Source organism: Microbacterium lushaniae (assembly GCF_008727775.1).
GTDB classification, from domain to species: domain Bacteria; phylum Actinomycetota; class Actinomycetes; order Actinomycetales; family Microbacteriaceae; genus Microbacterium; species Microbacterium lushaniae.
This window is the reverse complement of sequence record NZ_CP044232.1, coordinates 2858328-2882575: the sequence shown is the minus strand read 5'-3', so window position 1 is coordinate 2882575 and position 24248 is coordinate 2858328. Positions and strand designations below refer to the sequence as shown.

General features: G+C 71.4%; 26 protein-coding genes and 1 pseudogene. 15 read left to right on the top strand and 12 right to left on the bottom strand.

The genetic code is table 11. From position 1 onward, the window contains the following. Positions 1-126 precede the first annotated feature (126 nt). A complete protein-coding gene (locus F6J85_RS13885) occupies positions 127-984 on the top strand; it encodes an NmrA family NAD(P)-binding protein (RefSeq protein ID WP_150925853.1) in 858 nt (285 codons plus the stop codon). 156 nt (positions 985-1140) lie between these two features. On the opposite strand, the gene F6J85_RS13880 is transcribed toward F6J85_RS13885, so the two are convergent. Together F6J85_RS13880 and sigK are read right to left on the bottom strand one after the other, a co-directional pair. Further along, the gene (locus F6J85_RS13880; RefSeq protein WP_150925851.1) at positions 1141-1902 is read right to left on the bottom strand and encodes an anti-sigma factor; all 762 of its coding nucleotides are present in this window, start codon (positions 1900-1902) and stop codon (positions 1141-1143) included. Next, the gene (gene sigK / locus F6J85_RS13875) at positions 1899-2498 is read right to left on the bottom strand and encodes an ECF RNA polymerase sigma factor SigK (protein WP_150927455.1); all 600 of its coding nucleotides are present in this window, start codon (positions 2496-2498) and stop codon (positions 1899-1901) included. The genes F6J85_RS13880 and sigK overlap by 4 nt, the downstream gene beginning before the upstream one ends. A 176-nt stretch (positions 2499-2674) precedes the next feature. Between sigK and F6J85_RS13870 the strand changes: the two genes are divergently transcribed. The 3 genes from F6J85_RS13870 (at position 2675) to F6J85_RS13860 (ending at position 5619) form a co-directional block, all read left to right on the top strand. Beyond that, positions 2675-3331: a fasciclin domain-containing protein gene (locus F6J85_RS13870; protein WP_150925849.1), complete on the top strand. Its 657-nt coding sequence runs from the start codon at positions 2675-2677 to the stop codon at positions 3329-3331. Between the two features lie 152 nt (positions 3332-3483). Beyond that, complete coding sequence (locus F6J85_RS13865; protein WP_150925847.1) at positions 3484-5139, top strand: molybdopterin-dependent oxidoreductase; 1656 nt, start codon at positions 3484-3486, stop codon at positions 5137-5139. 123 nt (positions 5140-5262) lie between these two features. Then, positions 5263-5619 (top strand): hypothetical protein, encoded by a 357-nt coding sequence (locus F6J85_RS13860; protein WP_150925845.1) that lies wholly within the window; start codon positions 5263-5265, stop codon positions 5617-5619. A 5-nt stretch (positions 5620-5624) separates the two neighbouring features. Here F6J85_RS13860 and F6J85_RS13855 read toward each other — a convergent pair whose 3' ends face one another. Both F6J85_RS13855 and F6J85_RS13850 read right to left on the bottom strand, forming a co-directional pair. Beyond that, positions 5625-5849, bottom strand: coding sequence for a hypothetical protein (locus tag F6J85_RS13855; RefSeq protein ID WP_150925843.1), 225 nt, complete (start codon positions 5847-5849; stop codon positions 5625-5627). Beyond that, positions 5836-6171 carry a DUF7882 family protein gene (locus F6J85_RS13850; RefSeq protein ID WP_150925841.1) on the bottom strand — a complete coding sequence of 112 codons (336 nt, stop codon included), beginning with the start codon at positions 6169-6171 and terminating at the stop codon, positions 5836-5838. The genes F6J85_RS13855 and F6J85_RS13850 overlap by 14 nt, the downstream gene beginning before the upstream one ends. Positions 6172-6458: 287 nt before the next feature. On the opposite strand from F6J85_RS13850, the gene F6J85_RS17755 reads away from it, so the two are divergent. Continuing rightward, positions 6459-6599, top strand: coding sequence for a hypothetical protein (locus F6J85_RS17755; RefSeq protein ID WP_191906621.1), 141 nt, complete (start codon positions 6459-6461; stop codon positions 6597-6599). A gap of 13 nt (positions 6600-6612) precedes the next feature. Here F6J85_RS17755 and F6J85_RS13845 read toward each other — a convergent pair whose 3' ends face one another. Genes F6J85_RS13845 through F6J85_RS13835 form a run of 3 tightly spaced genes read right to left on the bottom strand, consistent with a single transcriptional unit; the run spans position 6613 to position 9151 of the window. After that, on the bottom strand, positions 6613-7488 hold the full coding sequence (locus F6J85_RS13845) for a metal ABC transporter permease (protein WP_150925839.1): 876 nt from the start codon (positions 7486-7488) through the stop codon (positions 6613-6615). Beyond that, positions 7485-8225: a metal ABC transporter ATP-binding protein gene (locus F6J85_RS13840; protein ID WP_150925835.1), complete on the bottom strand. Its 741-nt coding sequence runs from the start codon at positions 8223-8225 to the stop codon at positions 7485-7487. Before F6J85_RS13840 ends, F6J85_RS13845 begins: the two co-directional genes overlap by 4 nt. Then, complete coding sequence (locus F6J85_RS13835; protein ID WP_150925833.1) at positions 8222-9151, bottom strand: metal ABC transporter substrate-binding protein; 930 nt, start codon at positions 9149-9151, stop codon at positions 8222-8224. The genes F6J85_RS13840 and F6J85_RS13835 overlap by 4 nt, the downstream gene beginning before the upstream one ends. Positions 9152-9273: 122 nt before the next feature. Between F6J85_RS13835 and F6J85_RS13830 the strand changes: the two genes are divergently transcribed. The 6 genes from F6J85_RS13830 to F6J85_RS13805 all read left to right on the top strand — a co-directional run bounded on the left by F6J85_RS13830 (position 9274) and on the right by F6J85_RS13805 (position 16346). Beyond that, complete coding sequence (locus F6J85_RS13830) at positions 9274-11058, top strand: gamma-glutamyltransferase family protein (protein WP_150925831.1); 1785 nt, start codon at positions 9274-9276, stop codon at positions 11056-11058. A 108-nt stretch (positions 11059-11166) separates the two neighbouring features. Beyond that, positions 11167-11622, top strand: coding sequence for an SRPBCC family protein (locus F6J85_RS13825; RefSeq protein ID WP_150919620.1), 456 nt, complete (start codon positions 11167-11169; stop codon positions 11620-11622). Positions 11623-11808: 186 nt separating this feature from the next. Then, entirely contained in the window at positions 11809-12303 is a 495-nt protein-coding gene (locus F6J85_RS13820; RefSeq protein ID WP_150925829.1) for a GNAT family N-acetyltransferase, read from the top strand. A gap of 134 nt (positions 12304-12437) precedes the next feature. Then, complete coding sequence (locus tag F6J85_RS13815) at positions 12438-13016, top strand: Dps family protein (protein WP_150925827.1); 579 nt, start codon at positions 12438-12440, stop codon at positions 13014-13016. A 63-nt stretch (positions 13017-13079) separates the two neighbouring features. Continuing rightward, on the top strand, positions 13080-13970 hold the full coding sequence (locus tag F6J85_RS13810; RefSeq protein ID WP_275094046.1) for an SDR family oxidoreductase: 891 nt from the start codon (positions 13080-13082) through the stop codon (positions 13968-13970). Positions 13971-13979: 9 nt separating this feature from the next. Further along, entirely contained in the window at positions 13980-16346 is a 2367-nt protein-coding gene (locus tag F6J85_RS13805; RefSeq protein WP_150925826.1) for a phosphoketolase family protein, read from the top strand. Between the two features lie 158 nt (positions 16347-16504). Here the strand turns inward: F6J85_RS13805 and F6J85_RS13800 are convergent, their stop codons facing one another. From F6J85_RS13800 to F6J85_RS13780, 5 genes and pseudogenes are all read right to left on the bottom strand, one after another. Further along, a complete protein-coding gene (locus F6J85_RS13800) occupies positions 16505-17644 on the bottom strand; it encodes a cystathionine gamma-synthase (protein WP_150927454.1) in 1140 nt (379 codons plus the stop codon). Between the two features lie 62 nt (positions 17645-17706). After that, on the bottom strand, positions 17707-19089 hold the full coding sequence (locus F6J85_RS13795) for a cystathionine beta-synthase (RefSeq protein ID WP_150927452.1): 1383 nt from the start codon (positions 19087-19089) through the stop codon (positions 17707-17709). Between the two features lie 173 nt (positions 19090-19262). Further along, positions 19263-19697: a Fe-S cluster assembly sulfur transfer protein SufU gene (gene sufU, locus F6J85_RS13790; RefSeq protein ID WP_150925824.1), complete on the bottom strand. Its 435-nt coding sequence runs from the start codon at positions 19695-19697 to the stop codon at positions 19263-19265. Further along, positions 19694-20956, bottom strand: coding sequence for an aminotransferase class V-fold PLP-dependent enzyme (locus F6J85_RS13785; protein WP_150925822.1), 1263 nt, complete (start codon positions 20954-20956; stop codon positions 19694-19696). Before F6J85_RS13785 ends, sufU begins: the two co-directional genes overlap by 4 nt. A gap of 253 nt (positions 20957-21209) precedes the next feature. After that, positions 21210-21532 (bottom strand): annotated as a pseudogene (locus tag F6J85_RS13780) (NAD(P)-binding domain-containing protein); the annotation flags it as partial. Positions 21533-21642: 110 nt separating this feature from the next. Here F6J85_RS13780 and F6J85_RS17825 point away from each other — a divergent pair. From F6J85_RS17825 to F6J85_RS13760, 4 genes are read left to right on the top strand one after another with little or no spacing between them, the layout of a single operon-like run. Then, on the top strand, positions 21643-22575 hold the full coding sequence (locus F6J85_RS17825) for a DUF2510 domain-containing protein (protein WP_202980833.1): 933 nt from the start codon (positions 21643-21645) through the stop codon (positions 22573-22575). Continuing rightward, a complete protein-coding gene (locus tag F6J85_RS13770) occupies positions 22572-23366 on the top strand; it encodes a sulfite exporter TauE/SafE family protein (RefSeq protein WP_150925819.1) in 795 nt (264 codons plus the stop codon). Before F6J85_RS17825 ends, F6J85_RS13770 begins: the two co-directional genes overlap by 4 nt. A gap of 36 nt (positions 23367-23402) precedes the next feature. Further along, entirely contained in the window at positions 23403-23855 is a 453-nt protein-coding gene (locus F6J85_RS13765; RefSeq protein ID WP_150919604.1) for an FAS1-like dehydratase domain-containing protein, read from the top strand. Beyond that, complete coding sequence (locus tag F6J85_RS13760; protein ID WP_150925818.1) at positions 23852-24247, top strand: MaoC/PaaZ C-terminal domain-containing protein; 396 nt, start codon at positions 23852-23854, stop codon at positions 24245-24247. Before F6J85_RS13765 ends, F6J85_RS13760 begins: the two co-directional genes overlap by 4 nt. Position 24248: the final 1 nt, after the last annotated feature.

Below are 24248 nucleotides of genomic sequence, written 5' to 3'. Positions count from 1 at the left end.
GAAGAGGTTACTCCCGACGGCCTCGAGGGGCTGGACGATCGAGCAAGAATCGCGGCACTTCTGGCATGGAGCATCCGGGGGCAGATCCGTAGCTTCGGAGCATCACCCCTACAGAGAGGATCCACCATGTACGTCATTGCAGGAGCAACCGGACGCGTCGGGTCGGCCGCGGCGCGGGAGCTGACCGATGCGCACGCCGACGTCCGCGTCGTGGTGCGGCGACAGGCGGACGCGGAGCGATGGGTCGCGCGCGGAGCCGAGGCCGCCGTGGCCGCGCTCACCGACCGGGCGGCACTGGGAGCAGCGCTGCGAGGATGCTCCGGTCTGTTCGTCCTGCTCCCCTTCGACCTGAATGCCGACGACCTGGACGCGCACGCCGACGAGCTGATCGCCTCCGTCGCCGGCGCGGTCGCCGACGAGCGCGTGCCGCATGTGGTGATGCTCTCCTCCGGCGGCGCGGATCTCGCCGAGGGCACGGGGCCCATCCGCGGGCTGCACCGGATGGAGCGCGCGCTCCTGGAGACCGGGACCACAGTGACCGCACTGCGGTCGGGGCACTTCCAGGAGAAGGTCGGCGACGTGATCGATGTGGCCCGCGAGACCGGCGTCTACCCGGTCTTCGCCTCCTCCGCCGATACCGCCCACTCGATGGCGGCCACGCGCGACATCGGCGCGGTGGTCGCCGACGCGCTGCTGCACCCGCCCATCCGCAGCGAGGTGGTCGACGTGCTGGGTCCGGTGTACTCCGAGCGGACGGTCGCCGGGCTCCTCGGCGCGGCGCTGGGCCGCGAGCTGCACGTCGCCACCGTCCCGGAGGAGGCGTGGCCGGGCGCGTTGATGGAGGCGGGCTTCCGCCCGCACATCGCCCAAAGCCTGGCGGAGCTGTACCGCGCCGACGAGCAAGGACTGCTTGCGCCGCGCGGCGACCGGGCCGTCCACGTCTCCACGGAGATCGCGTCGACCATCGACGCCCTGTTGGCCTGACCCGGGTGTGGACCCGCGGATCGCGCCCGCTCCGGGCCACCTCTCCCGTGCAGAACTCAGGAGATCCGGGCCTCCGGCCGCCGCCGCAGCACCCCCGCTCGGCGTGTCTCCTGAGTTTTGCGCAGGGCGGGAGGGTGACCGGCTCGACCGGACGCGTCAGGGGGTCTCGATGGCGACGAGCGGATCGGAGGTGGGCTGGCCGGTGGGCGAGCCGCCTGCGGGTTCACGCGTGACCGCCAGCACGTCGCCGGGCTCCAAGGAGCCGGACAGCAGTGCGGGGCCGACTCCGTCATCGGCGGGCACGAGGCCGGCGGATACGGCGGACCCGTCGCGGATGAGCCACATCTGGTAGCTCTCGTCCTCGCCGACGGGTGCAATCCCCTCCAGGATGAGGACGGCCTTGCCGACCGTCGGCGACCAGTACGCCGTCGCCTCCCCTCCATCGGCGATCGGTGCGGACTCGGTTCGAGCGTCGGGCGCCTCCCGGATCTCCTCGAGCGCGGCCACGGGTGCGGGCGGGTTGAGCTGCTGATTGAGGAACGCCGCACCCCAGCCGACGCCTACCAGCAGGGCGAGTGAGGCCGCGAGGGCGAACCAGGTCCGTGCGCGCCACGCGCCGCGCCGCGGCGGTGCGGCTGTCGTGGCGGGGACGCCGCCCCCGGCCTCCGTGCGCGTGTCGGCGGGGGACTCCTGCGGCGTCACGGCGATCCGGGCCAGCAAGGCGCTGCGGATGTGCGGGGGCGGGGTGACCTCGGCGGCGCCATCGGCCAGCGCGGCGGCGGTGGCCGCGCTCGCCGTCACGTGCCGCTCCCATTCCGGATGCTGCCGGCGGGCGGTCTCGAACACCACCTCGTCTTCGTGCGAGAGCGCGTGCACTGCAGCGCCGGCGGCCAGCCCGGCGAATTCCTGCTCGTTCACGTTGTCACCCCCATCGTCACCCGAAGGCGGGAGAGACCGTCCCGCATCCTCGTCTTGACCGTGCCGAGGGGCGACCCCACGAGCGCCGCGATTTCGCTCTGACTGTAACCGCCGAAATACGCCAGGGTGAGCGCGTCGCGCTGAGCCTCGGGCAGCGTCGCCAGTGCGTCGGCGACCCGTCCGGCGTCGATCCGCAGCTCGACTTCCTCCGCGACGCCGTCATGCGCCACACCCATGTCCCGGAAACCCGCACGCACGTCGCGGTCGGTGCTGGCCTGCGCCGCCCGCACGCGGTCCACCGCCCGGCGATGCGTGATGGTCAGAATCCACGATCTCCCCTGACCCTTATCCGGAGCGAAGCGGCCCGCGGATTGCCAGATCTCCAGAAACACCTCCTGCAGCACCTCCTCGCTCTGCGCCCGATCCACCAGCACGCGAAGGATCAGGCCGAAGGCACGGGCGGAGATCATGTCGTACAGGCGCGCAAAGGCGTCCTGATCGCCGTCGGCCACCCGCACGAGCAGAGCGCCGACGTGATCGACGGCGTCCCCGCCGTCGGACACCTCCGCCCCGTCGATCACCACAGCACCCAGCATGCCCCAGGACACCGGCTGAGGGTTGCTCTCCGCGCGGAACCGGATGATCCGAACCGGGCCGGCACGTCGCCCCATCCGATCTGCGGCCCGTTCCGAAGAGTCCGTGTAGCCCGCTTGAGCGGCTGCAGCAGCACCGACACGGCGGCGCCTCGGCGTCGCCAGATCAGGAGAACAAGATGTCCCGCAAGAAGCTGTATCTGCTCGGCGTGCCGGTGGCCGTGGCCGCCGTCTTCGCCCTGAGCGCGTGTTCGACCTCGAGCGGAGACATGTCGGAGGAGTCCTCTTCTGCGCCCTCGTCGGAGGAGACCATGCAGACCGAGGAGATGGACCCGGCCGCGAACCTCGTCGGCGCCGGCTGCGCGGAATACGCCGAGACGGTCCCCGACGGCGCGGGATCGGTCGACGGGATGGCGCAGGACCCGGTGGCCACCGCCGCCTCGAACAACCCCCTGCTGACGACGTTGACCGCGGCGGTGTCGGGTCAGCTGAATCCGGACGTCGATCTGGTCGACACGCTCAACGGCGACGAGTTCACGGTGTTCGCGCCGGTGGATGACGCGTTCGCGAAGATCGACGCGGCCACGTTGGAGACGCTCAAGACGGACAGCGATCTGCTCACCTCGATCCTGACGTACCACGTCGTTCCCGGTGCACTCGCCCCCGACGAGGTCGAGGGCACCCTGGCCACGGTCAACGGCGCCGAGCTGGAAGTCACCGGCAGCGGTGACGAGATCATGGTCAACGGCGAGTCCGCCGTGATCTGCGGCGGCGTTCAGACCGCCAACGCGACTGTCTACCTCATCGACACGGTGCTGATGCCGCCGATGATGTGAGAAAAGCTCCCGGTGGGGGGCCGGGGGAGAGCGGTCGCCGACGCGTGCGAGGGGGCGTCGGCGACCGCGCATTCGCGAACCAGGAATCCTCCCGGTGGGAAACGGGCGGAGGCAGGGAGAATGCAGGCAACGATTCGCGGCGCGGGCGCGCGATGGAGGGATCGGCTGTGGCGAAGGTGACGGGGATGCGGCGCAGGTTCTGGGGCTGGGCCGCCATCGGGGGAATCGTGAGCGCGGGAGTCTTCCTCGCCGCGGCAGAGCTCGTGGCACTCGTCGCGTCACGGGAGGCCAGCCCGCTGCTGGCCCTCGGATCCGTCGTGATCGACGCGGTGCCGCAGCCGCTGAAGGAGTTGGCGATCTCGACCTTCGGGGAGTACGACAAGATCGCGCTGCTCGTGGGTCTCGCCCTCGCCGTGCTGGCCGCCGCCGCTGTCGCGGGCGTGCTGCAATTCATCCGGCCGCCGCTGGGTGTGGCGGTGGTCGTGATCGCCGGTGGGCTCTCCCTCGCCGCCGCCCTCACCCGAGCCGAAGCAGGCCCCGCAGCAGCCCTCCCCGCTCTGGGCGGAACGGCCGCCGGCGGCGTCACACTGTGGTGGCTGGTGGCCCGGGTGCGCCGCTGGGCCGCCGCAGCAGTCGACGCGGTGCCCGACGAGCGCGGGTCGCCGTCGCCGGCTCGCGACGGCGACCCCGCTGAGCGGCCGACGGTCCACGCGAAGGGCGCCACCGCATCGCCCTCCGTCGACCGGCGGGCGTTCCTCCGCGTCACCGCGATCGCCGGCGCATCCGCGCTCATCGTGGGCATCGGTGCGCGCGCGCTGATCGACGCGACGTCGTCGTCATTCGCCGCCGTCCGCAAAGCCCTGCGTCTTCCTGCGCCGAAGTCCTCCGTGACGGTTCCCGCCGGTGCCGAGCTCGACGTCCCGGGGATCTCGCCGTTGTTCACGCCGAACGCGGACTTCTACCGCGTCGACACGGCGCTGACGGTGCCGTCCGTTGACCCGGCCACGTGGCGCCTGGTGATCGACGGGATGGTGGAGCAGCGGGTCGAGCTCACCTTCGACGACCTCGTGGGAATGGGGCTGGACGAGTACGCCATCACCCTGACGTGCGTCTCCAACGAGGTCGGCGGCCCTCTCGTGGGCAACGCGATGTGGCTCGGAGTTCCGGTCCGCGACGTGCTCAGGAAGGCGCGGCCCCTCGCCGGGGCCGACATGGTGCTCTCGCGCAGCGTCGACGGCTTCACCGCCAGCACGCCGCTGCCGTCCCTCACCGACGACGGCCTGGATGCCATCCTGGCCGTCGGGATGAACGGTGAACCGCTGCCGCTGGAGCACGGATTCCCCGTGCGCATGGTGGTCCCCGGGCTGTACGGCTACGTGTCGGCGACGAAGTGGCTGACCGAACTGAAGGTCACCACCTTCGACGCGGATGAAGCGTACTGGACCCCCCGCGGCTACAGCGCGAAAGCGCCCATCAGGTTCTCCTCGCGACTGGACACTCCTCGCACCGGCGAGCCCGTGCCTGCGGGGCGCACCGCGCTCGCGGGCGTCGCCTGGGCGCAGACGGTGGGCATCGAGCAGGTCGACGTGAGCATCGACGACGGACGCTGGCAGACGGCGACCCTGTCGAACCCCATCAGCGATGACACGTGGGTGCAGTGGTTCTTCGAATGGGACGCCACCCCGGGCGCGCACAACATCGTCGTGCGCGCGACCGACAAGAACGGCGACGTGCAGATCGGGGAGCGCACCCCGGTGGCACCGGACGGTTCGACGGGATGGCATCGCACCCTCATCCGCGTCACCTGAGGGCGGCTGACCGGTCGCCCGACGCGTTCCCGCCCGCGCGACCTCCGCAGCGACTCCGTAGCCCATTCAGGCGCAGATCAAAAGGGTCAGTGGAAATCTCCCCGCTCCGGATAGAAGTGGGGGATGGACAGGATTCACTACGCCGGAGATTCCATCCTCACCGGGACCGACATCGCGCGCGCCCTCCTCGACTACGCGCAGGCGCTGGCCCAGGTCGGTTCCGCCGCCACCGTGGAGATCCCGACCATCGATGAGGCAGGGGAGCCCGGACGCTCGGACATTCTGGTGGGTCCCGCCAGCCAGCTGATCAGCAGCTCAGCCCAGGTCGCTCACGAAGAGCTGGTCGACGAGAAACTCGTCGACCAGCTGCGGGAGAAGACGCGCAACCTTCGCCGCTATGGCACACCCGGCACTGGCGCGGTCGTGACAGAGCAGGACGACCCGCCTGCGGGGGAGTGGTCGGACTACGAGGGCATCTGACGCACCTACGGGAGGATGCCGTCGTCCCCCGGCACCGGCGTGAGAGCGACATCCACTCCGGCGGTGATGAGCAGGAAGGTGGGGCGTGGCTGCCCTTCGCCGGAGTTCACCTCGAGCCAGAAGGGAGCGGCATCCCGCGCCGCGCGAAGGATCTGCGCGCGGAGCTCGTCGATGTCGGTGTTGCCGACCGAGTACGCCTGGCCGCCGTAGGCGATGTCAATGCGCTTCATCGGTCTCCTGCTCCCCTCCCGCGTTCGCCGGCGGTTCCGGCACGACGTACAGCCCGCGCGGTGAGTTGGCGGTGAACATGAGCGCGTCGACCCACGCGCGATTGAGGACGGGCAGGCGGCCGCCGTAGAACTTGTAGGTGATGACGCTGTGCGGGTGCACCCAGATCGACGTTCTGCCGTCGCCGATGCTCGGGTCGTCCTTCCACGTGAAGTGGAAGGACTCCCCGCGCCGGAGTTTGGCGCCGATGACGACCTGCAGATGCGCGAGCAGCCGGTCGTCGAAGTCGGCTTTGAGCTGACCTTCGAACAGGAACTTGCCCACGCGGTCCTCCGCTTCGTGCCGGATCGGAAGCGGATCCCTCGGGTGTGTGAAGCAGACCGCAAGGGTCACACCCGCCCCCGGTGATTCTGTCAGGCGACGCCCGAACCCCACCTTCGCGAAAAGGCGCGACATGCGCCAGTGCCCCATCCGTTGAGGACAGCGCGGTCCACGCGCCGCGGGAAGCGGGCGAGCACCGCGGACGCCTAGACGCCGGGGGTCAGTGGCGCAACCCCCGGCGGGCGCGGTGGACGATGCCTACGCTGGTGGTGCGTGAAAGGAGTCCCGACATGATGAGCACCCCCGTGCCGCCCCTCTCGCCCGGCGATGAGAACCCGGCGGACGATCTGAAGACCGACATCGTCAAAGACGTGAAGCGCGAACACACCATCACCAGCGACGTGACCGGGGACGACGCCGACGACGCGTGAGCCTCGGGGCGGCTTAGCCCGCTGTCGTGGCCGGCTGAGTTTTTCCGCGTCGGCGCAGGCGCCGGCCCAGCACTCCCTGACGGGGGCTGAACAGGTAGACCGCGGTGAAGACCGCGCCCTGCACGAGGACGACGAGCCCTGCCGACGAGGCATCCAGCCAGTAGCTCAGGTAGATGCCCACCACCGACGACAGCGCCGAGATCACCGGCGCGATGACGAGCATGCGGCCGAAGCGGTCGGTGAGCAGATACGCCGTCGCGCCCGGGATGATCAGCATCGCCACGACCAGGATGACGCCCACGACCTGCAGGGCGACGACGGCGGTGAGGGCCAGGACCCCGAGGAGGAGCGCCCCCAGCATCCGGGGCGACAGCCCGATCGCGAACGCGTGGGCGGGGTCGAACGCGTAGAGCGTCAGATCGCGCCGCTTGACCACCAGCACGACGAACGCGACCAGCGCGAGCACCGCGATCTGGACGAGATCGGCCGCGGAGACCCCGAGGATGTTGCCGAAGATGATGTGGTTGAGGTCGGTCTGGCTCGGAGTGATCGAGATGAGCACGAGCCCCAGGGCGAACAGCGTCGTGAACACGATCCCGATCGCGGCGTCTTCCTTCACGCGACTGGTGTCACGGATGACGCCGATCAGGGCGACCGCGAGCAGACCGAAGACGACCGCCCCCAGTGCGAACGGCGCGCCCACGACGTAGGCGAGCACGACACCGGGGAGTACCGCGTGCGACACGGCGTCGCCCATGAGCGACCACCCGATGAGGACCAGCCAGCACGAGAGCATGGCGCACACGACCGCGGCGATCACCGTGGTGAGGATGGCGCGGGTCATGAACTCGTACTGCAGGGGTTCCAGGAGCACGTCCAGCACGTTCATCGCGCGCCCCCTTCGAGGGGTGCGTCCAGCCCGAAGGCGCGCGCCAGGTTCTCGGGCAGGAGAGCCTCGGCGACGGCGCCGCGGAACACGATGCGCTGCAGCAGGACGACCGCGTCGTCGGCCAGGGAGGGCAGGGCGGCAAGATCGTGCGTGGAGACGAGGACGGTGCGCCCGTCTGCGGCGAGCTCTCGCAGCAGGCGGACGATCGTGGCCTCGGAGGTCTTGTCGACCCCCGCGAACGGCTCGTCCAGCAGCAGGACCGCCGCATCCTGCGCGATGCCGCGCGCCACGAACGCGCGTTTGCGCTGACCCCCGGAGAGCCGGCCGATCTGCCGGTCGGCGAGGTCGGTCAGGTCCACGCGCGCGAGGGCCTCGTCCACGGCGGCGTGATCGGCCGCTCGCGGGCGCCGGGTCGGGCCGAGCCGCCCGTACCGACCCATCAGCACGACGTCGCGCACCGAGACGGGGAAGGCCCAGTCGACGTCTTCGCTCTGCGGCACCGACGCGATGAGGCCCTTCCGCCGTGCCACCGCGGGAGCAACGCCCAGGACCTGCGCGGCGCCGGAGTCGGGGCGGATGAGCCCGAGGACGGTCTTCAGCAGCGTCGACTTGCCCGAACCGTTCATGCCGATCAGGCCCGTCACCCGCCCGGGTGAGAGCTCGAGGGACACATCCCTCAGCGCCACGACGTCGCCGTAGCGCACCGTCACGCCCTCGACGGTGATCGCCGGTGTCACCGCGCGCCGCCGGTGAGGGCCGTCATGATCGTCGCGGTGTCGTGGCGGAGGAGGTCCAGGTAGGTGGGCACCGGGCCATCCGCCTCGGAGAGCGAGTCGACGTAGAGCACGCCGCCGAACTCGGCGCCCGTGGCATCCACGACCTGCTGCATGGGCTTGTCCGACACGGTGGACTCGCAGAAGACGGCGGGCACGTCGTTGTCGCCGACGAACTCGATCGTCGCGGCGATCTGCTGGGGCGTGGCCTGCTGCTCGGCGTTGACGGGCCAGATGTAGGCCTCGGTGAGACCGGCGTCGCGCGCCAGGTAGGAGAACGCGCCTTCGCACGTCACGAGAGCGCGCTGGTTCTGCGGCAGTGCGGCCAGTTCGCTCACGAGCTCTTCATGGATCTGCTGGAGCTCGGCGGTGTACGCCGCTGCGTTGGCGGCGAAGTCGTCGGCGTGCTCGGGCGCGAGATCGCTGAAGGCGTCGACCATGTTGTCGACGTACCGCTGCGCGTTGACCGGGCTCATCCACGCGTGCGGATTCGGCCGACCGTCGTACGCGTCGCCGGCGATGTCGATCACGTCGACCCCCTCCGACACGACGACGTGGGGCACATCGGCCGACTCCACGAACTGCGCGAACCACGCCTCCAGGTTCATGCCGTTGTCCAGGATGAGGTCGGCCTCGGCGGCCTTGGCGATGTCACCGGGGGTGGGTTCGTAGCCGTGGATCTCGGCGCCGACCTTCGTGATCGACTCGACCTCGAGGTGCTCGCCCGCGACGTTGCGGGCCATGTCGGCCAGGACCGTGAACGTCGTCAGGACACGGGGGCGATCCCCTTCGCCGGGGGTGGCCGAAGCGGTGACGCATCCGGTGAGAAGCCCAGCCGCGAGCGCCACCAGCGACACGAGTGTCACCGTCCCACGAAGACTTTTCGGCATACCGAAAAACTACTGCCTCGGGTCGCGGAGTAGCAAGGCACAGCCGGCCGATTCTGCGCCCGGGCGGCGAGGAGTGGGCGGGGCCACGCGCCGCGATCCGGGGGAGAGGTGACAATGGGACGATGTCGCCTTCCCCCTGGGCTCCGCCCCCGGCCTTCACGACGCGCCCGACCCTGACCGGCTCCTTCGGGATGACGGCCTCCACGCACTGGCTCGCCACCGGCGCGGCGCAGAGCGTGCTCGAACGCGGCGGCAACGCGTTCGACGCCGCGGTGGCGGGATGCCTCGTGCTGCAGGTCGCCGAACCGCACCTGAACGGCCCGGCCGGCGACCTCGTCGGTCTGGTCGCACCCGGCGGGCGGTCGCCGCGGGTGCTCTCCGGCCAGGGGGCCGCCCCGGCAGCGGCGACGATCGCGCATTACCGGGCCCTCGGACTGGACGCCGTCCCGGGCGCCGGCGGCCTGGCCGCGGCGATCCCGGGAGCCTTCCCCGCGCTGCTGCTCCTGCTGCGCGAACACGGCACGTGGGAATTCGCCGATGTCGCCGCCTACGCCGTCGAATACGCCGAAGGCGGCGTGCCCGTCGCCCCGGCATGGGCGCGGACGGTGGATGCTGTGGCCGAGCTGTTCCGCGCGCACTGGCCCACCTCGGCGGCGCTGTGGATGCCGGGCGGGCGCGTCCCCGAGGCGGGGGAGACGTTCCGCAACCCCGAGTGGGCCGGTGCGCTGCGCCGGCTGGCCGCAGCATCCGGCTCCTCCCGCACCGACCGCCTCGACGCGGTGCTGCGCGAATGGCGCGAAGGATCCGTCGCGCGCGGACTCACCGCGTTCCTCGGCCGGCCGCACCGCCACTCCGACGGCGGAGAGTACGCGGGAGTGCTGGCGCCCGAAGACATGCGCGGGTACGACGCCGAGTGGGAGGAGCCGGTGACCTACCGGTTCCGGGGCGTCGACGTCGTCAAGGCGCCGGCGTGGGGCTCGGGACCGGTGCTGCTGCAGGCGCTCGCGATCCTGTCGACCTTCCCCGACGACGAGCTCGACCCCGCCACCGCGCGCGGCGCGCACGTCATCATCGAGGCCCTCAAGCTCGCCTTCGCCGACCGCGACGCGTACTACGGCGAGGATGCGCGCGAGGTGCTGGGGGTGCTCCTCAGCGACGCGTACGCGCGCGAGCGTGCCGCGCTCATCACGGATGCCGCCAGCCCCCAGTGGCGCCCGGGTGCCGTGCCCGGTCGCGAGCCGTTCGTGCCCCCGCTCGTGTCGGATGCGCCAAGCGCCGGCGGCAGCGTCGGAGAGCCGACCGTGCGTGCGGACGGGGAGACGCGCGGCGACACGTGTCACCTGGACGTCGTGGATGCGGCGGGCAACATCGCGAGCATCACGCCGTCCGGCGGGTGGCTGCAGTCCTCCCCGGCGGTGCCGGGCCTCGGGCTGGCCGCCGGCACTCGGCTGCAGATGACGTGGCTGGACGAGGCGGCCCCGGCGGCGCTGCGGCCCGGCGCCCGCCCCCGCACGACGTTGTCGCCCACCCTCCTGCAGCGAGGCGGAGAGGTGATCGAGGCTCTCGGGACACCCGGCGGCGATCAGCAGGACCAGTGGCAGCTGCCCTACCTGCTGCGCCGCATCCTCGGCGGATTCTCCGCGCAGTCGGCGATCGACGCTCCGACCTTCCACACGACCCACCTGCCCAGCTCCTTCTGGCCGCGGGCGTGGGAACCGCTGGGCGTGGTGGTCGAAGGCCGCCTGGGCGCCGACGTCGTGGGCGATCTGCGCGCCCGCGGCCACGTCGTCACGGTCGTCGACGACTGGTCGCTCGGCCGCCTGTCCTCGGTCGGCCGCGGCACCGGCGGCATCCTCTCCGCGGCGGCGAATCCGCGCGGCGCGTCGGGCTACGCCGCGGGGCGCTGAGTCGGGTCCGTCCCGGCGGGGCGAGCGCGCATCAGCCTCTTGTCAATCCCTCCCCTTTCCCGGGGTGCGTGGGGTGGGGTGGGGACACCAAACCACACGAGGAGTGACATGGTTCAGATCATCGAGACCATCGACGTCGATGTGCCCGTGCGCACGGCATACAACCAGTGGACCCAGTTCGAGACCTTCCCCTCCTTCCTGGATGAGGTCGAGTCGATCCAGCAGCGCGACGACACCCACCTCCACTGGAAGGTGAAGGTCGGCGGCGTCGAACGCGAGTTCGACGCAGAGGTCACCGAGCAGCATCCCGACGAGCGCGTCGCATGGCGCAGCGTCGGCGGAGAGACCGAGCACGCGGGCGTGGTGACCTTCCACAAGCTCTCCGACACCTCCACGCGTGTCACGGTGCAGATCGACTGGGAGCCGGAAGGCCTGCTGGAGAAGGTCGGCTCGCTCGTCGGCGTCGGCCAGCACGCGGTCAAGAAGGACCTCAAGAACTTCAAGGAGTTCATCGAGAGCCGCGGCGTCGAGACCGGCCAGTGGCGCGAGGACGTGCCTCGCTGACCTCTCGCTAACGAGCAGCGCCCCGGTTGTCAACGCTCTTCGCCGGGGCGCTGTCGCGTGTTCACTGGAAGGAAGAGATTTCCACACAGGAGGACACCATGGACGAGGGGAGCACCGCCGCCGACGCCGACCTTCGCGACGAGGCCGACATCTTCGAAGAGGAACTGATGGCAGAGCTGAGCGCACGTGGCATCGTCGCGGTCCTCTGAGCCGCAGGCTCGGGTCCGCCCCATCGAAACGGCCGACGCCGGCGAAGTGCTGACTCTGCAGCGCGCCGCATTCGTGTCGGAGGCCCTCATCTACGGCGACGTCGACACGCCGCCTCTGACGCAGACCCTCCCCGAACTCGAAGCCGAGCTGGTGGAGAACCTCGGATGCGTCGCGCTGGACGGCTCGCGCATCGTCGCGGCGGCACGCGCGCAGCGCGACGGCGACCTGCTGCTGATCGGCCGGATCGCCGTGGCGCCCGACATGCAGGGCGCCGGGCTGGGGTCCCTCATCCTGCACGCCGTGGAGGAGCGTGGCCGGGAGGCCGGGGCCCGCGAGGCGGAGCTGTTCACGGGGCGGCTGAGCGAAGCCAACCTCCGGCTGTACACGCGAGAGGGCTATCGCGAGACCGAGCGTGCCGGCGGCGAGACGGGCGAAGACCAGATCTTCCTCCGCAAGAGCCTCGTGCCCTGACGCGCCTGCTCACCGATGTCGGCCGCGCGCAGGCGCGCATAGCAACGGGGCCGGGGAGCGACAAGCCCCGGCCCGCGCGGTGAGCGTCGCGCTAGCGTCGCTCTCGTCTCGGTCCTGAGTGCAAGGAGAACACAATGGCCACGAAGAACGACAAAGACACCAAGAGCGCCCCCACCCGCAACCGCCGCCGGCCGGCACGCGGCGGAGCCGGGGCTGGCCTGACGAAAGAGGAGAACGCCGAGAGCGGCTTCACCGCATCCGCGGAGCTGAGCGAGAACCTCCAGAAGGTGCTCGTCGACCTCATCGAGCTGTCGATCCAGGGCAAGCAGGCGCACTGGAACGTCGTGGGCAGGAACTTCCGCGACACCCACCTGCAGCTGGACGAAGTCATCGAATCCGCACGGGAATTCAGCGACACCGTCGCCGAGCGCATGCGCTCCCTCCACGCGCTGCCCGACGGCCGCAGCGACACCGTCGCCGAGACGACCAGCCTTCCGGAGTTCCCGCAGGGTGAGATCGACACCGCCGAGGTCATCGATCTCATCACCGAGCGCCTGGATGCCGTCACCTCGATGTGCCGCGAGGTGCACGACGACGTCGACGAGGAAGACCCGACCAGCGCCGACATCCTGCACGCCGTCCTGGAGCGGCTCGAGCAGCTCTCCTGGATGGTCAGCGCCGAGAACCGCACGCCCTCCACGCGCAACGCATAGCCGCCGGGCCCGCCCGCCGCAACCCCGGCGGGCGGGTCGGTGGGGGCTCCTACCGTGGCGGGCATGGCCGACATGTACACCGCACAGGACCCCACGACGCAGTACCCGCGCCCGCCGTTCCCCCCGCAGCAGCAGTCGGGACCGGGCGACATCCACCAGATGGATCCGGCCCCCGACCACGGCGAGACCACCTACATCGGTTTCGGCCGGCTGCCCGGACGCAAGGCGCTCGTCACCGGCGCCGACTCCGGCATCGGGCGCGCGATCGCGATCGCCTACGCCCGCGAAGGCGCCGACGTCGCCCTGAGCTACCTGCCGGAAGAGCAGGCGCAGGCGGAGGAAGTGGCCGCGCTGGTCGAGAAGGAGGGGCGCACCGCCGTGCTCCTGCCCGGCGATCTGCAGGACGAGCAGACCAACGTCGACATCGTGGAGAAGACCGTCGCCGGACTCGGCGGCCTCGACATCCTGGTCATCAACGCGGGCACCATGCCCACCGTCGACAGCATCGACGACTTCGAGACCAAGACCCTCGACCATGTCGTGAAGACGAACATCTACCCGCTGTTCTGGCTGACGAAGGCGGCATCCCCGCACCTGAAGCCCGGCGCGGCCATCATCACCACCTCCAGCATCCAGGGCTTCCAGCCCTCGCCCTCGCTCGCGGAGTACGCCGTGTCCAAGGCCGGCATCGCCAACTGGACCCGGGCGCTGTCGCAGCAGCTCATCGAACGCGGCATCCGGGTCAACGGTGTGGCGCCGGGGCCGGTGTGGACACCGCTGCAGCCGGCGTTCGTCCCGAACGAGAAGATCGAGGAGTTCGGCGCGCAGACCCCGATCGGCCGCGCCGCGCAGCCGGTGGAACTCGCCCCCGCGTTCGTGTTCCTCGCGTCGCAGGAGGCCAGCTACATCCTGGGTGAGACGATCGCCGTGACCGGGGGCTCGCCCGTGCACTAGGTTCACCCCATGGACGACGAGACCCTGCGGCGCCTGCATGCGTGGTGGCGGGCGGCCAACTACCTCAGCGTCGGGCAGATCTATCTCCTGGACAATCCGCTCCTGCGCCAGCCGCTGACGCGGGAGCACGTGAAACCTCGGCTGCTCGGTCACTTCGGCACCGTTCCCGGGCTCACCCTCGTCTACGCCCACGCCAACCGTGCGATCCGCGAGCGCGACCTCGACGCGCTGTACGTCGCCGGGCCCGGTCACGGCGGGCCCGGCGTCGTGGCGTGCGGGTGGTTGGACGGCACGTACACCGAGGTGTATCCGCGGATCACGCGGGATGAGGAAGGGATGCGGCGGTTGTTCCGCCAGTTCTCCTTCCCCGGCGGCATCCCCAGCCATGCCGCGCCCGAGACTCCGGGCTCCATCCACGAGGGCGGTGAGCTGGGGTACTCGCTCAGCCACGCCTACGGAGCGGCCTTCGACAACCCCGACCTGACGGTCTTCTGCGTCGTGGGCGACGGTGAGGCCGAGACGGGGCCGCTGGCGACCGGATGGCACGGCAACAAGTTCATCGACCCTGCCACCGACGGGGCGGTGCTGCCGATCCTGCACCTCAACGGCTGGAAGATCGCCAACCCGACGCTCCTGGCCCGCATCCCCGACGACGAGCTGCTGAGCCTGATGCGCGGGTACGGGCACGAGCCCATCCTCGTGTCGTTCGAGGCCGGCGACGAGCCGGACCACGTGCACCGGGTCTTCGCCGAGGCACTGGATGCGGCGCTGGACCGCATCCGCGACATCCAGCGCGCCGCGCGGGAGGACGGGTCCACCGAGCGCGCGATCTGGCCCATGATCATCCTGCGCTCGCCGAAGGGGTGGACCGGGCCGAAGCAGGTCGACGGGCTGCCGGTGGAGGGCACCTGGCGCGCGCACCAGGTGCCGCTGCCCTCCGCGCGCGATACCGACGAGCACCTCCGCCAGCTCGAGGAGTGGCTCCGGTCGTACCGGCCGGAGGAGCTGTTCGACGACGACGGGACGCCCCTGCCGGACACCGTCGCGCTCGCGCCCGAGGGCCCGCGGCGGATGTCGGCCACGCCGTACGCCAACGGCGGCACCATCCGAACCGACCTCGACCTGCCCGACTTCCGCGACTTCGCCGTGCCGGTCGGCGCGCCGGGGGCCGAGGACGGCCAGGCCACCGCCGTGCTGGGGCGCTTCTTCGCCGAGGTCATCCGGCGCAATCCGCACACCTTCCGGCTGTTCGGGCCCGACGAGACCGCCTCCAACCGGATCGCGCCGGCCGTCTACGACGCCACCGACAAGCAGTGGAACGCGGAGTTCTCACCGCTGGACGAGCACCTCGCCCGTGCGGGGCGGGTGATGGAGGTCCTCAGCGAGCACCAGTGCCAGGGGTGGCTCGAGGGGTATCTCCTCACCGGGCGGCACGGGGTGTTCAACAGCTACGAGGCGTTCGTGCACATCGTCGATTCGATGTTCAACCAGCACGCCAAGTGGCTGGAGGCGTCGCGGCCGCTGGAGTGGCGTGCGCCGATCGCGAGTTTCAACTATCTGCTGTCCAGCCACGTCTGGCGCCAGGACCACAACGGCTTCACGCATCAGGATCCGGGATTCCTGGACGTCGCGATGAACAAGAGCGCCGAGATCGTGCGGGTGTACCTGCCCTTCGACGCCAACACGCTGCTGAGCACGTACGACCACTGTCTGCGCTCGGTCGACTACATCAACGTCGTGGTCGCCGGCAAGCAGCCCTCGCCGCAGTGGCTGGGCATGGACGAGGCGATCGCGCACTGCCGCCGCGGGCTGGGCACCTTCGCGTGGGCGGGGACGGAGACGGAGGGGCGAGCTCCCGACGTGGTGCTCGCGGCGGCCGGGGATGTCCCCACGCACGAGACCGTCGCCGCGGCCGCGCTCCTGGCCCAGTACGCGCCCGATCTGTCCACCCGGGTCGTCAACGTCGTCGACCTCATGCGCCTTCAGTCGGAGGATCAGCATCCGCACGGTCTGAGCGACGCCGATTTCGACGGCTATTTCCCGCCCGACGTGCCGACGATCTTCGCCTTCCACGGCTATCCGTGGCTCGTGCACCGCCTCACCTACCGCCGGCACGGGCACGACGATCTCCACGTGCGCGGGTACAAGGAGCGCGGGACCACCACCACTCCGTTCGACATGGTGATGCTCAACGACCTCGACCGCTTCCAGCTCGCGATCGACGTGCTCGACCGCGTGCCCGGGGGCGCGACCCGCTACGCCGGGCTGCGGCAGGACCTCCTGGACCGTCGCGCCCGCGCTCGCGCCTACACGCGCGAGCACGGGGAGGACGACCCCGCCGTCGCCGAGTGGCGGTGGGGCGCGGCGCTCGCCTGACGCCGCCGCCGTGCGCAGAACTCAGGAGATCCGGGGGTGGCGGCGGGGTTGGGGTGCTGCGGCGCGGCGTGTCTCCTGAGTTTTGAACGGAGGCTCGAGGTGACTCGACGCCGCCGAGGCCGGGCGGGTGCCGGGGAACGCGGCCCAGGGAGGGCGGATCAGCGGGCGGAAAGCGCCTGGTCGAGGTCGGCGCGGAGGTCGTCGAGCGACTCGATGCCGACCGACAGGCGGACGACCTCCGCGGGCACGGCCAGCTCGGTGCCGCGCACCGACGCGTGCGTCATCTCGTCGGGGTGGTTCACGAGCGATTCCACCCCGCCGAGCGACTCGGCGAGCTGGAACAGGCGCGTGGATTCCGCGAAACGGCGGGCGGATGCGGCGTCGGCGAGTGCGACGGAGACGATGCCGCCGAACGCCGACATCTGGGCTGCGGCGATGTCATGGCCCGGATGCGTGGGGAGACCCGGGTAGTACACGCGATCGACACGGTCGTCCTCGTGGAGGAAGCGCGCGAGGGCGAGGGCGTTCTCGCTGTGCCGCTGCATCCGCAGCCCGAGGGTCTTGATGCCGCGGGAGGTCAGCCACGCGTCCATGGGTCCCGACACCGCGCCCGCGGCGAACTGCAGGAAGCGCACCTGCTCGGCGAGGGCATCGTCGTTCAGCACCAGTGCGCCGCCGACGACGTCGGAGTGGCCGCCGAGGTACTTCGTCGTGGAGTGCACGACGACGTCGGCGCCGTGGGCGAGGGGGCGCTGCAGTGCGGGGGAGGCGAAGGTGTTGTCCACCACCACGAGCGCGCCGGCCTCGTGGCCGAGGCGCGCGAGCCCGGCGATGTCGGTCACGCGCAGGAGGGGGTTGCTCGGGGTCTCCACCCACAGGATCTGCGGCGCGCGCACGGCGATCGCCGCCGCGACGGCCTCGAGGTCGCTCATGTCCACGACCCGCAGCGACACGCCCCACGGCCCGAGGATGCGGGAGAGGAGCCGGTACGTGCCGCCATAGACGTCATTGCCGAGGAGCACCTCGTCGCCCGGCCGCAGGGCCGCGCGCAGCAGCGCGTCTTCGGCGGCGAGTCCGGAGGCGAACGACACGCCGTGCCGACCGCCCTCGAGCGCGGCCACTTGCTCTTCGAGCGCCGTGCGCGTGGGGTTTCCGCTGCGGCCGTACTCGTAGCCGGCGCGCAGGTTGCCGATGCCGTCCTGCACATAGGTGGTGGAGAAGTGCACGGGCGGGATGACCGCGCCGGTGCCGGGATCGGCCGACTGCCCGGCGTGCACGGCGAGGCTGTCGAAGGCCAGGCCGTCGGAGGAAAGCCCGTCGGAAGCCGGGTGGTCGGAGGGACGTGCGGCGGAATCGGCGGTCACGAGGAGGCTCCTTCGGAGGCGGGCGTGGGCGTGGGCGTGGTGGCGGGGGAGCCTGGGAGATCGGCGGTCGTGAGTACGGCGACCGGGCGACCGGCGGATGCCACGAGCACGGCACCGGAGGCAGCGATCAGCTCGAGCGCCTCAGCCGCCGGCGCCCCCACACCCACGAGCGGGAGCGGGTCGCCCGCGAGGTCGGCGACGGGCGTCCCGGGGGAGGCCGAGCGCAGGGTCGCGGCGTGCACGGCCCCGGAGACCTCGCCGAGCACGGGATCGGCGGCGGATGCCACGGGGGCAACGTCCACGCCCGCGCGGCCGAGCGCCTCCAGCGCGTCACCGGCAGTGGCGGATGCCGCGACCACCGGCAGCGCGCGCTCGCCGCGCTCGGCGAGCAGATCGGAAACCGTGGGGCCGGAGGACGGAGCATCCACCGCGAACCCGTGCGTCTGCATCCACGGGTCGGAGAAGACCTTGGCGAGGTATCCGCGGCCGCTGTCGGGGAGGATCACGACGACCACCGCATCGGCGGGCAGGCCCCGCGCCACCCGCAGTGCCGCGACCACGGCCATCCCGCTGGAACCGCCGACGAGGAGCCCTTCCTCGCGGGCGAGGCGGCGCGTCATCGCGAACGACTCGGCGTCGCTGACGGCCTCGACCGCATCGACCACGGTGGGGTCGTACGCGCCGGGCCAGAAATCCTCACCGACGCCCTCGACGAAGTAGGGCCGACCCGTGCCGCCGGAGTACACCGAACCCTCCGGATCTGCACCCACGATGCGCACGGCGCCGCCGGAGACCTGCTTGAGGTAGCGCCCCGTGCCGCTGATGGTGCCGCCCGTTCCGACGCCGGTGACGAAGTGGGTGATCGCCCCGTCGGTGTCGCGCCAGATCTCCGGGCCCGTGCTCTCGTAGTGGCTGCGGGGGCCGTTGGGGTTGTCGTACTGGTTGGGCATGAACGCGCCCGGGGTCTCCTCGACGATGCGGCGGGAGACGCTGTAGTACGAGCGCGGGTCCTCCGGTGCCACGGCGGTGGGCGCGACGACGACCTCGGCGCCGTACGCGCGCAGGACCGCCCGCTTGTCGTCGGAGACTTTGTCGGGCACGACGAACACGCAGCGGTAGCCGCGCTGCTGCGCGAACAGCGCCAGGCCCACACCTGTGTTGCCGCTCGTCGGCTCCACGATCGTTCCCCCAGGGCGGAGGGCGCCGCTGCGTTCGGCGGCGTCGATGATGTTGGCCGCGATGCGGTCCTTGGACGATCCGCCGGGGTTGACGAACTCGATCTTCGCCAGCACGGTGGCGGCGATGCCGTCGGTCACACGGTTGAGACGGACGAGGGGGGTGTCGCCGATGAGGGCGGTCACGCTCGAGGCGTAGCGCACGGGGTGCATTCCTTCAGTGGGTCGCGCGGAGCGCGGGGTGGGCAGAGGTCGTCGGAGGCGGCGCGAACGCGCTCAGCGACAACAACGACAGGTCTGCACGGCACCAGCATATCGGCGGTCGCCGTTCGTGCAACCCGCGGTCCCGCGACGTCAGCCAGGCCCCGGATGCGCCGCTACGGCGCCGTGCGCAGGCACGCCTCCAGCGCCACCCACGGCAGCATCGCGCACTTCACGCGCGTCACCAGGCGGGAGACCCCCGCGAACGCCGCCGCATCCCCGAGGCTCTCGGCGGGTTCCATCTCGCCTCCGCCGCGCATGAGCGCGCGGAAATCCGCGATCAGTCCGGCCGCCTCCTCCCGCGTGCCGTCGCGCACGAGATCGGACATGACCGAGGCGGATGCGGTGGAGATGCTGCATCCCGATCCCTCCCACGCCAGCGCGCTGATGCGGCCGTCGGGGGCGATCTCCACGCCGAGGGTGATCTCGTCCCCGCACGTGGGGTTCAGCTCGTGGTGGGTCGTGGCGAACCCCGACACGTCGCCGCGGCCGACCGGACGCCGGCTGTGATCGAGGATGACCTCGCGGTACAGGTCGTTGAGGTCGCTCATCGGTCGGCTCCGAAGAATCCGCGCACCTCGGCGAGGGCCTCGCCGAGGGCGGCGATGTCGTCGTCGGTGGTGTAGACGTAGGCGCTGGCGCGGGTCGTGGCCGGCACGCCGAGCCGGCGGTGCAGCGGCTGGGCGCAGTGGTGGCCGGTGCGGACGGTCACGCCGCGGTCGTCGAGGAACTGCCCGACGTCGTGCGGGTGCACGCCGTCGACGACGAAGCTGACCAGCGCGGCGCGTTCGGCCCCGGCCGCCGGACCGATGATGCGCACGCCGGGGACCCGGACGACGGTGTCCACGAGCGCCTGGGCGAGATGATGCTCGCGTTCGGCGACCGCCGGCATGCCCAGTCCGGCGAGATAGTCCGCCGCCGCGGCGAAGCCGACGGCCTGAACCACGGGCTGCGTGCCCGGTTCGAACCGGTGCGGGGCCGGGAGGAACCCCGCGGACTCCAGCGTGACGGTCGTGATCGCCGAACCACCCGTGCGCCCCGGAGGCAGCGCGTTCAGCAGCGCCGCGCGACCGTACAGCACACCGATACCGGTGGGGCCGAGCATCTTGTGCGCGGAGAAGGCGGCGAAGTCCACGCCCAGTCCGTGCAGGTCGAGCGGGCGATGCGGCGCCGACTGACAGGCGTCGAGGAAGGTCAGTGCGCCGTGCCGGGCGGCCAGGGCGACGACGTCCTCGACCGGGGCCACGAACCCGGTCACGTTGGAGATGTGCGCGAACGCGATGAGCCGCGTGCGATCGGAGACGACCCCCGCGAGCGCGTCGATCGTCCACAGCCCCTCATCGTCCACCGGCACGGCACGCAGGACGGCGCCGGTGCGCGCGGCCAGTCGCTGCCACGGAACGAGGTTCGCGTGGTGCTCGGCCTCGGTGATGACGATCTCGTCACCGGGATGCAGCACCCAGGGTCCGTCGCCGCCCTCGTGCGCCGCATCCGTGAGTGACCAGGCGAGCAGGTTGATGGCGTCGGTGGCGTTCTCCGTCCACACGATCTCGTCGTCGCCGGCGCCGACGAACCGCGCGATCCGGGCGCGCGCCGATTCGAACGCCGTGGTCGCCGACCCGGTCGCGGCGCTGGCGCCGCGATGGACGGCGGCGTAGGCGGTCTCGGTGAACGTGCGCTCGGCATCCAGGACCACTCGCGGCGGCTGGGACGTCGCGGCGGAGTCGAGGTACACCTGTCCCGGGCGCCGCTGGAAGAACGGGAAGTCGGCGCGGGTCTGGCGCAGCGCCGTCGAGCGTGGCATCGTCATGGTTCCTCCGTCATCGGCCGCAGGGGCCTGCATCCAGTCTCTCTCGTCCGGCGCCGCCGCGGGCGTGTATCAGGTGCGCCCGCTCCGCGTCAACGGCCGAAGGCGGCCGAGCGTGCCGGGATACGTTCGATGTGTTCGACCCCCGCGGATCAGCCGCAGACCGGTGTTCGGGTCACCGCGTCTCTCGGCCCGTGGGGAGGACGGCCCCCGGTCGGCAGTGGCTTCCGCCGCCGGGGGCCGCGAACCTCCCCTTCAGCGCGCGGCGCCCAGGGGTTCCGGCCGGCGCGCCGTCGGTGAGGATGTCGCCGCTGCGGATGTGGTTGAAGGCCTTGGCGACCTTCGCACCCGCCAGGTGCGCCTGCAGGAGGCCGGACGTCGTCGCCTCGCCGACGAACTCGCCCGCGGCGGCCGCCTCCTCGGCGGTCGCGGCGGTGACGCGCTCGCCCAGCTCGGAGACGAGCTGGGACAGGGTGTCGGGTGTGCGCGAGTTCGCGATCACGACGTCGTAGCCCCGCGCGGCGAGCCCGCGCGGGTCGAACCGATGTTGCCTGCTCCGATGATTCCCACACGAGTCATTGCGGGCTCAACCCGGCGTGGTCCCGGGTCATTCCCGGGTGGCGGTCACGCTGCGGGCGCGGCGATAGGGTGAACGGAATAGTCCGCATCCCGCCGAAACGAGACGGTTCATGAGCACGACACCCCCCGGATGGTACGACGACGGTCACGGCGCCCTGCGCTGGTGGGACGGTGCGCAGTGGACCGAGCACGTGCAGCCGCCGGCACCTGCCGACCCGGCCGCGCAGGCGGATGCGGCGCCCGCCGACCACACGGAGTCCGTCGCTGCTCCCGCGGCACCGGATGCTCACGCGGAGCCCGTCGTCGACGCCGCCACGGCACCGGATGCCCCGACCGCACCCGGCCTCTCGGAGCCCGGCGCCCCTGCCGCATCCGCGCCCGACGCCGCCCCCGCCGCATCTGCGCCCGACGCCGCCACCGCCGCGCCGTCGGTGCCTGCCGGTCCGGCGTACCCCCCGCAGTACCCGGGCGCCCCGCAGCCCGGATACCCCGCCGGGATGCCGGCGCAGCCCGGACCCCTGGCGCCGGATCAGCCGAAGCCGAAATCCAAGCTGTGGATCCTGTGGGTGGTCCTGGGCGGGGTGGTGCTGCTGCTGATCGTGCTGGCGCTCATCCTGGTCCCCATGATCATCGGAATGCTCACGAGCAGCCCGGCGGCGACCGCGGGCAGCCCCGAGGAGACCGCGGCCGTCGAGGCCGTCGAACTCTACGACGACGCGTGGGGCGACGCGGACTGCGACGCCTACGAACGCTCGACCACCGAGGCCTACCGCGAGAGCATCGGCGTGGCCGACTGTGAGACGTTCGCCGTCGACGCCGAATCGTTCGGGCTGTCCACCGACGACTATGAGCTGGAAGTCACCGACATCACTGTCGTGAACGACGAGCTCATCGAGGTCGTGACCCTCGAGACGTACGACTCGCTGTACGACCAGGACGGCCAGCCGCTGGACCAGCCCGAGCCGGTGCAGGACGCCCTGCGCTACGAAGTCGTGCTGGACGGGGACCGCTGGGCGATCGACGCGCTCGATTACGCCGAATGAACGCATCCGCACCCCCGCGCCGGGGCGCGCGCTTCATCTTCGCGTGCGTGGGCATCGGCCTGCTCGCGGGGCTGCTGTCCGGCCTGTTCGGCGTGGGCGGGGGCACGGTCATCGTGCCGCTGCTGGTGCTGCTGCTCGGGTTCGACCAGCGCCGCGCCGCTGGGACCTCGCTCGCCGCGATCGTCCCGACCGCCGCGGTGGGTGTCATCTCCTACGCCGTCTCCGGCTCGGTGGCGTGGATCCCGGCGCTCATCCTCGCCGCAGGAGCGGTCATCGGAGCGCAGGTGGGCACCTGGCTGCTGCCGCGCATGTCGCAGACGGCGCTGCGGTGGGGGTTCGTCGGATTCCTCGCCGTCGTCATCGTCAGCCTCTTCTTCGTCATCCCCTCCCGCGACGCCGTGCTGGAGCTGACGTGGCTCACCGGGTCGGGGCTCGCCGTGCTCGGGCTCATCACCGGCGTGCTCGCGGGGCTGCTGGGGGTGGGCGGCGGCATCATCGTCGTACCGGCGCTGCTGCTGCTGTTCGGCACGAGCGACCTGGAGGCCAAGGGCACGTCGCTGCTCATGATGATCCCCACCGCCATCTCCGGCACGATCGGCAACCTCCGCCGCCACAACGTCGACCTCGCCGCGGCGGGACTGGTCGGGCTCGCCGCCTGCACGACGACGGCGGTGGGAGCGTGGCTGGCGACGATCGTCGACCCGTTCCTCGGCAACATCCTGTTCGCGGCGTTCCTGGTATTCATCGCCGTGCAGATGGCGCTGAAGGCGGTCCGCGGGCGCACGCGCTGACGGCAGCCGCCGCGGCGCCCTCGGTAGACTGGGCACGTGCCCGTTAATCCCCAGCTCGTCGGCCGGACGTTCCCGCCGACCGCCCCCTATCTGGTCGGCCGGGAGAAGGTGCGCGAGTTCGCTCGGGCCGTCTTCGCCGACGCGCCCGTGCACACCGATGCGGAAGCGGCCCGCGCGCTCGGGTACGCCGACGTCGTGGCGCCGCCGACCTTCGCCATGGTCATCCAGGACCTGACCCTGCAGCAGCTGCTGGGCGAGCCGGATGCGGGCATCGAGCTGTCCCGCACGGTCCACGCCGAGCAGCGGTTCCGCTACACCCGTCCCATCGTCGCGGGCGACGAGCTGACGGCGACGCTCACCGTGGGCGGGGTGCGCTCGGTCGGAGGCAACGCCATGGTCACCAGCGAGACGGAGATGACGGATGCGGCGGGGGCGCACGTGGTGACGGCCACGACGGTGCTCCTGGTCGGATCGGGGGAGTCCGCGTGAGCGCCGTGGGCGAGGTCGTCGCCGAGCGCACGGTGCACCTGACGCGGGAATCGCTCGTGCGCTACGCCGGCGCATCCGGGGACTTCAACCCCATCCACTACCGCGACGACATCGCCGCCGAGGTCGGGCTGCCGGGGGTGCTCGCCCACGGGATGCTGACGATGGGCATCGCCGTCGGCGCGATCGCCGAGTGGCTGGGGGATCCCGGACGCATCCTGGAGTACGGCGTCCGCTTCACCCGGCCGGTCGTGGTGCACCCCGACAACGGCGCCGATCTGCACATCGTGGCCAAGGTGGGCGCGGTCGATGAAGACGTCGTGCGCATCGACCTCACCGTGACACACGCCGAGACGACCGTACTGGGCAAGGCCCAGGTGCGCGTGCGCGCCTGAC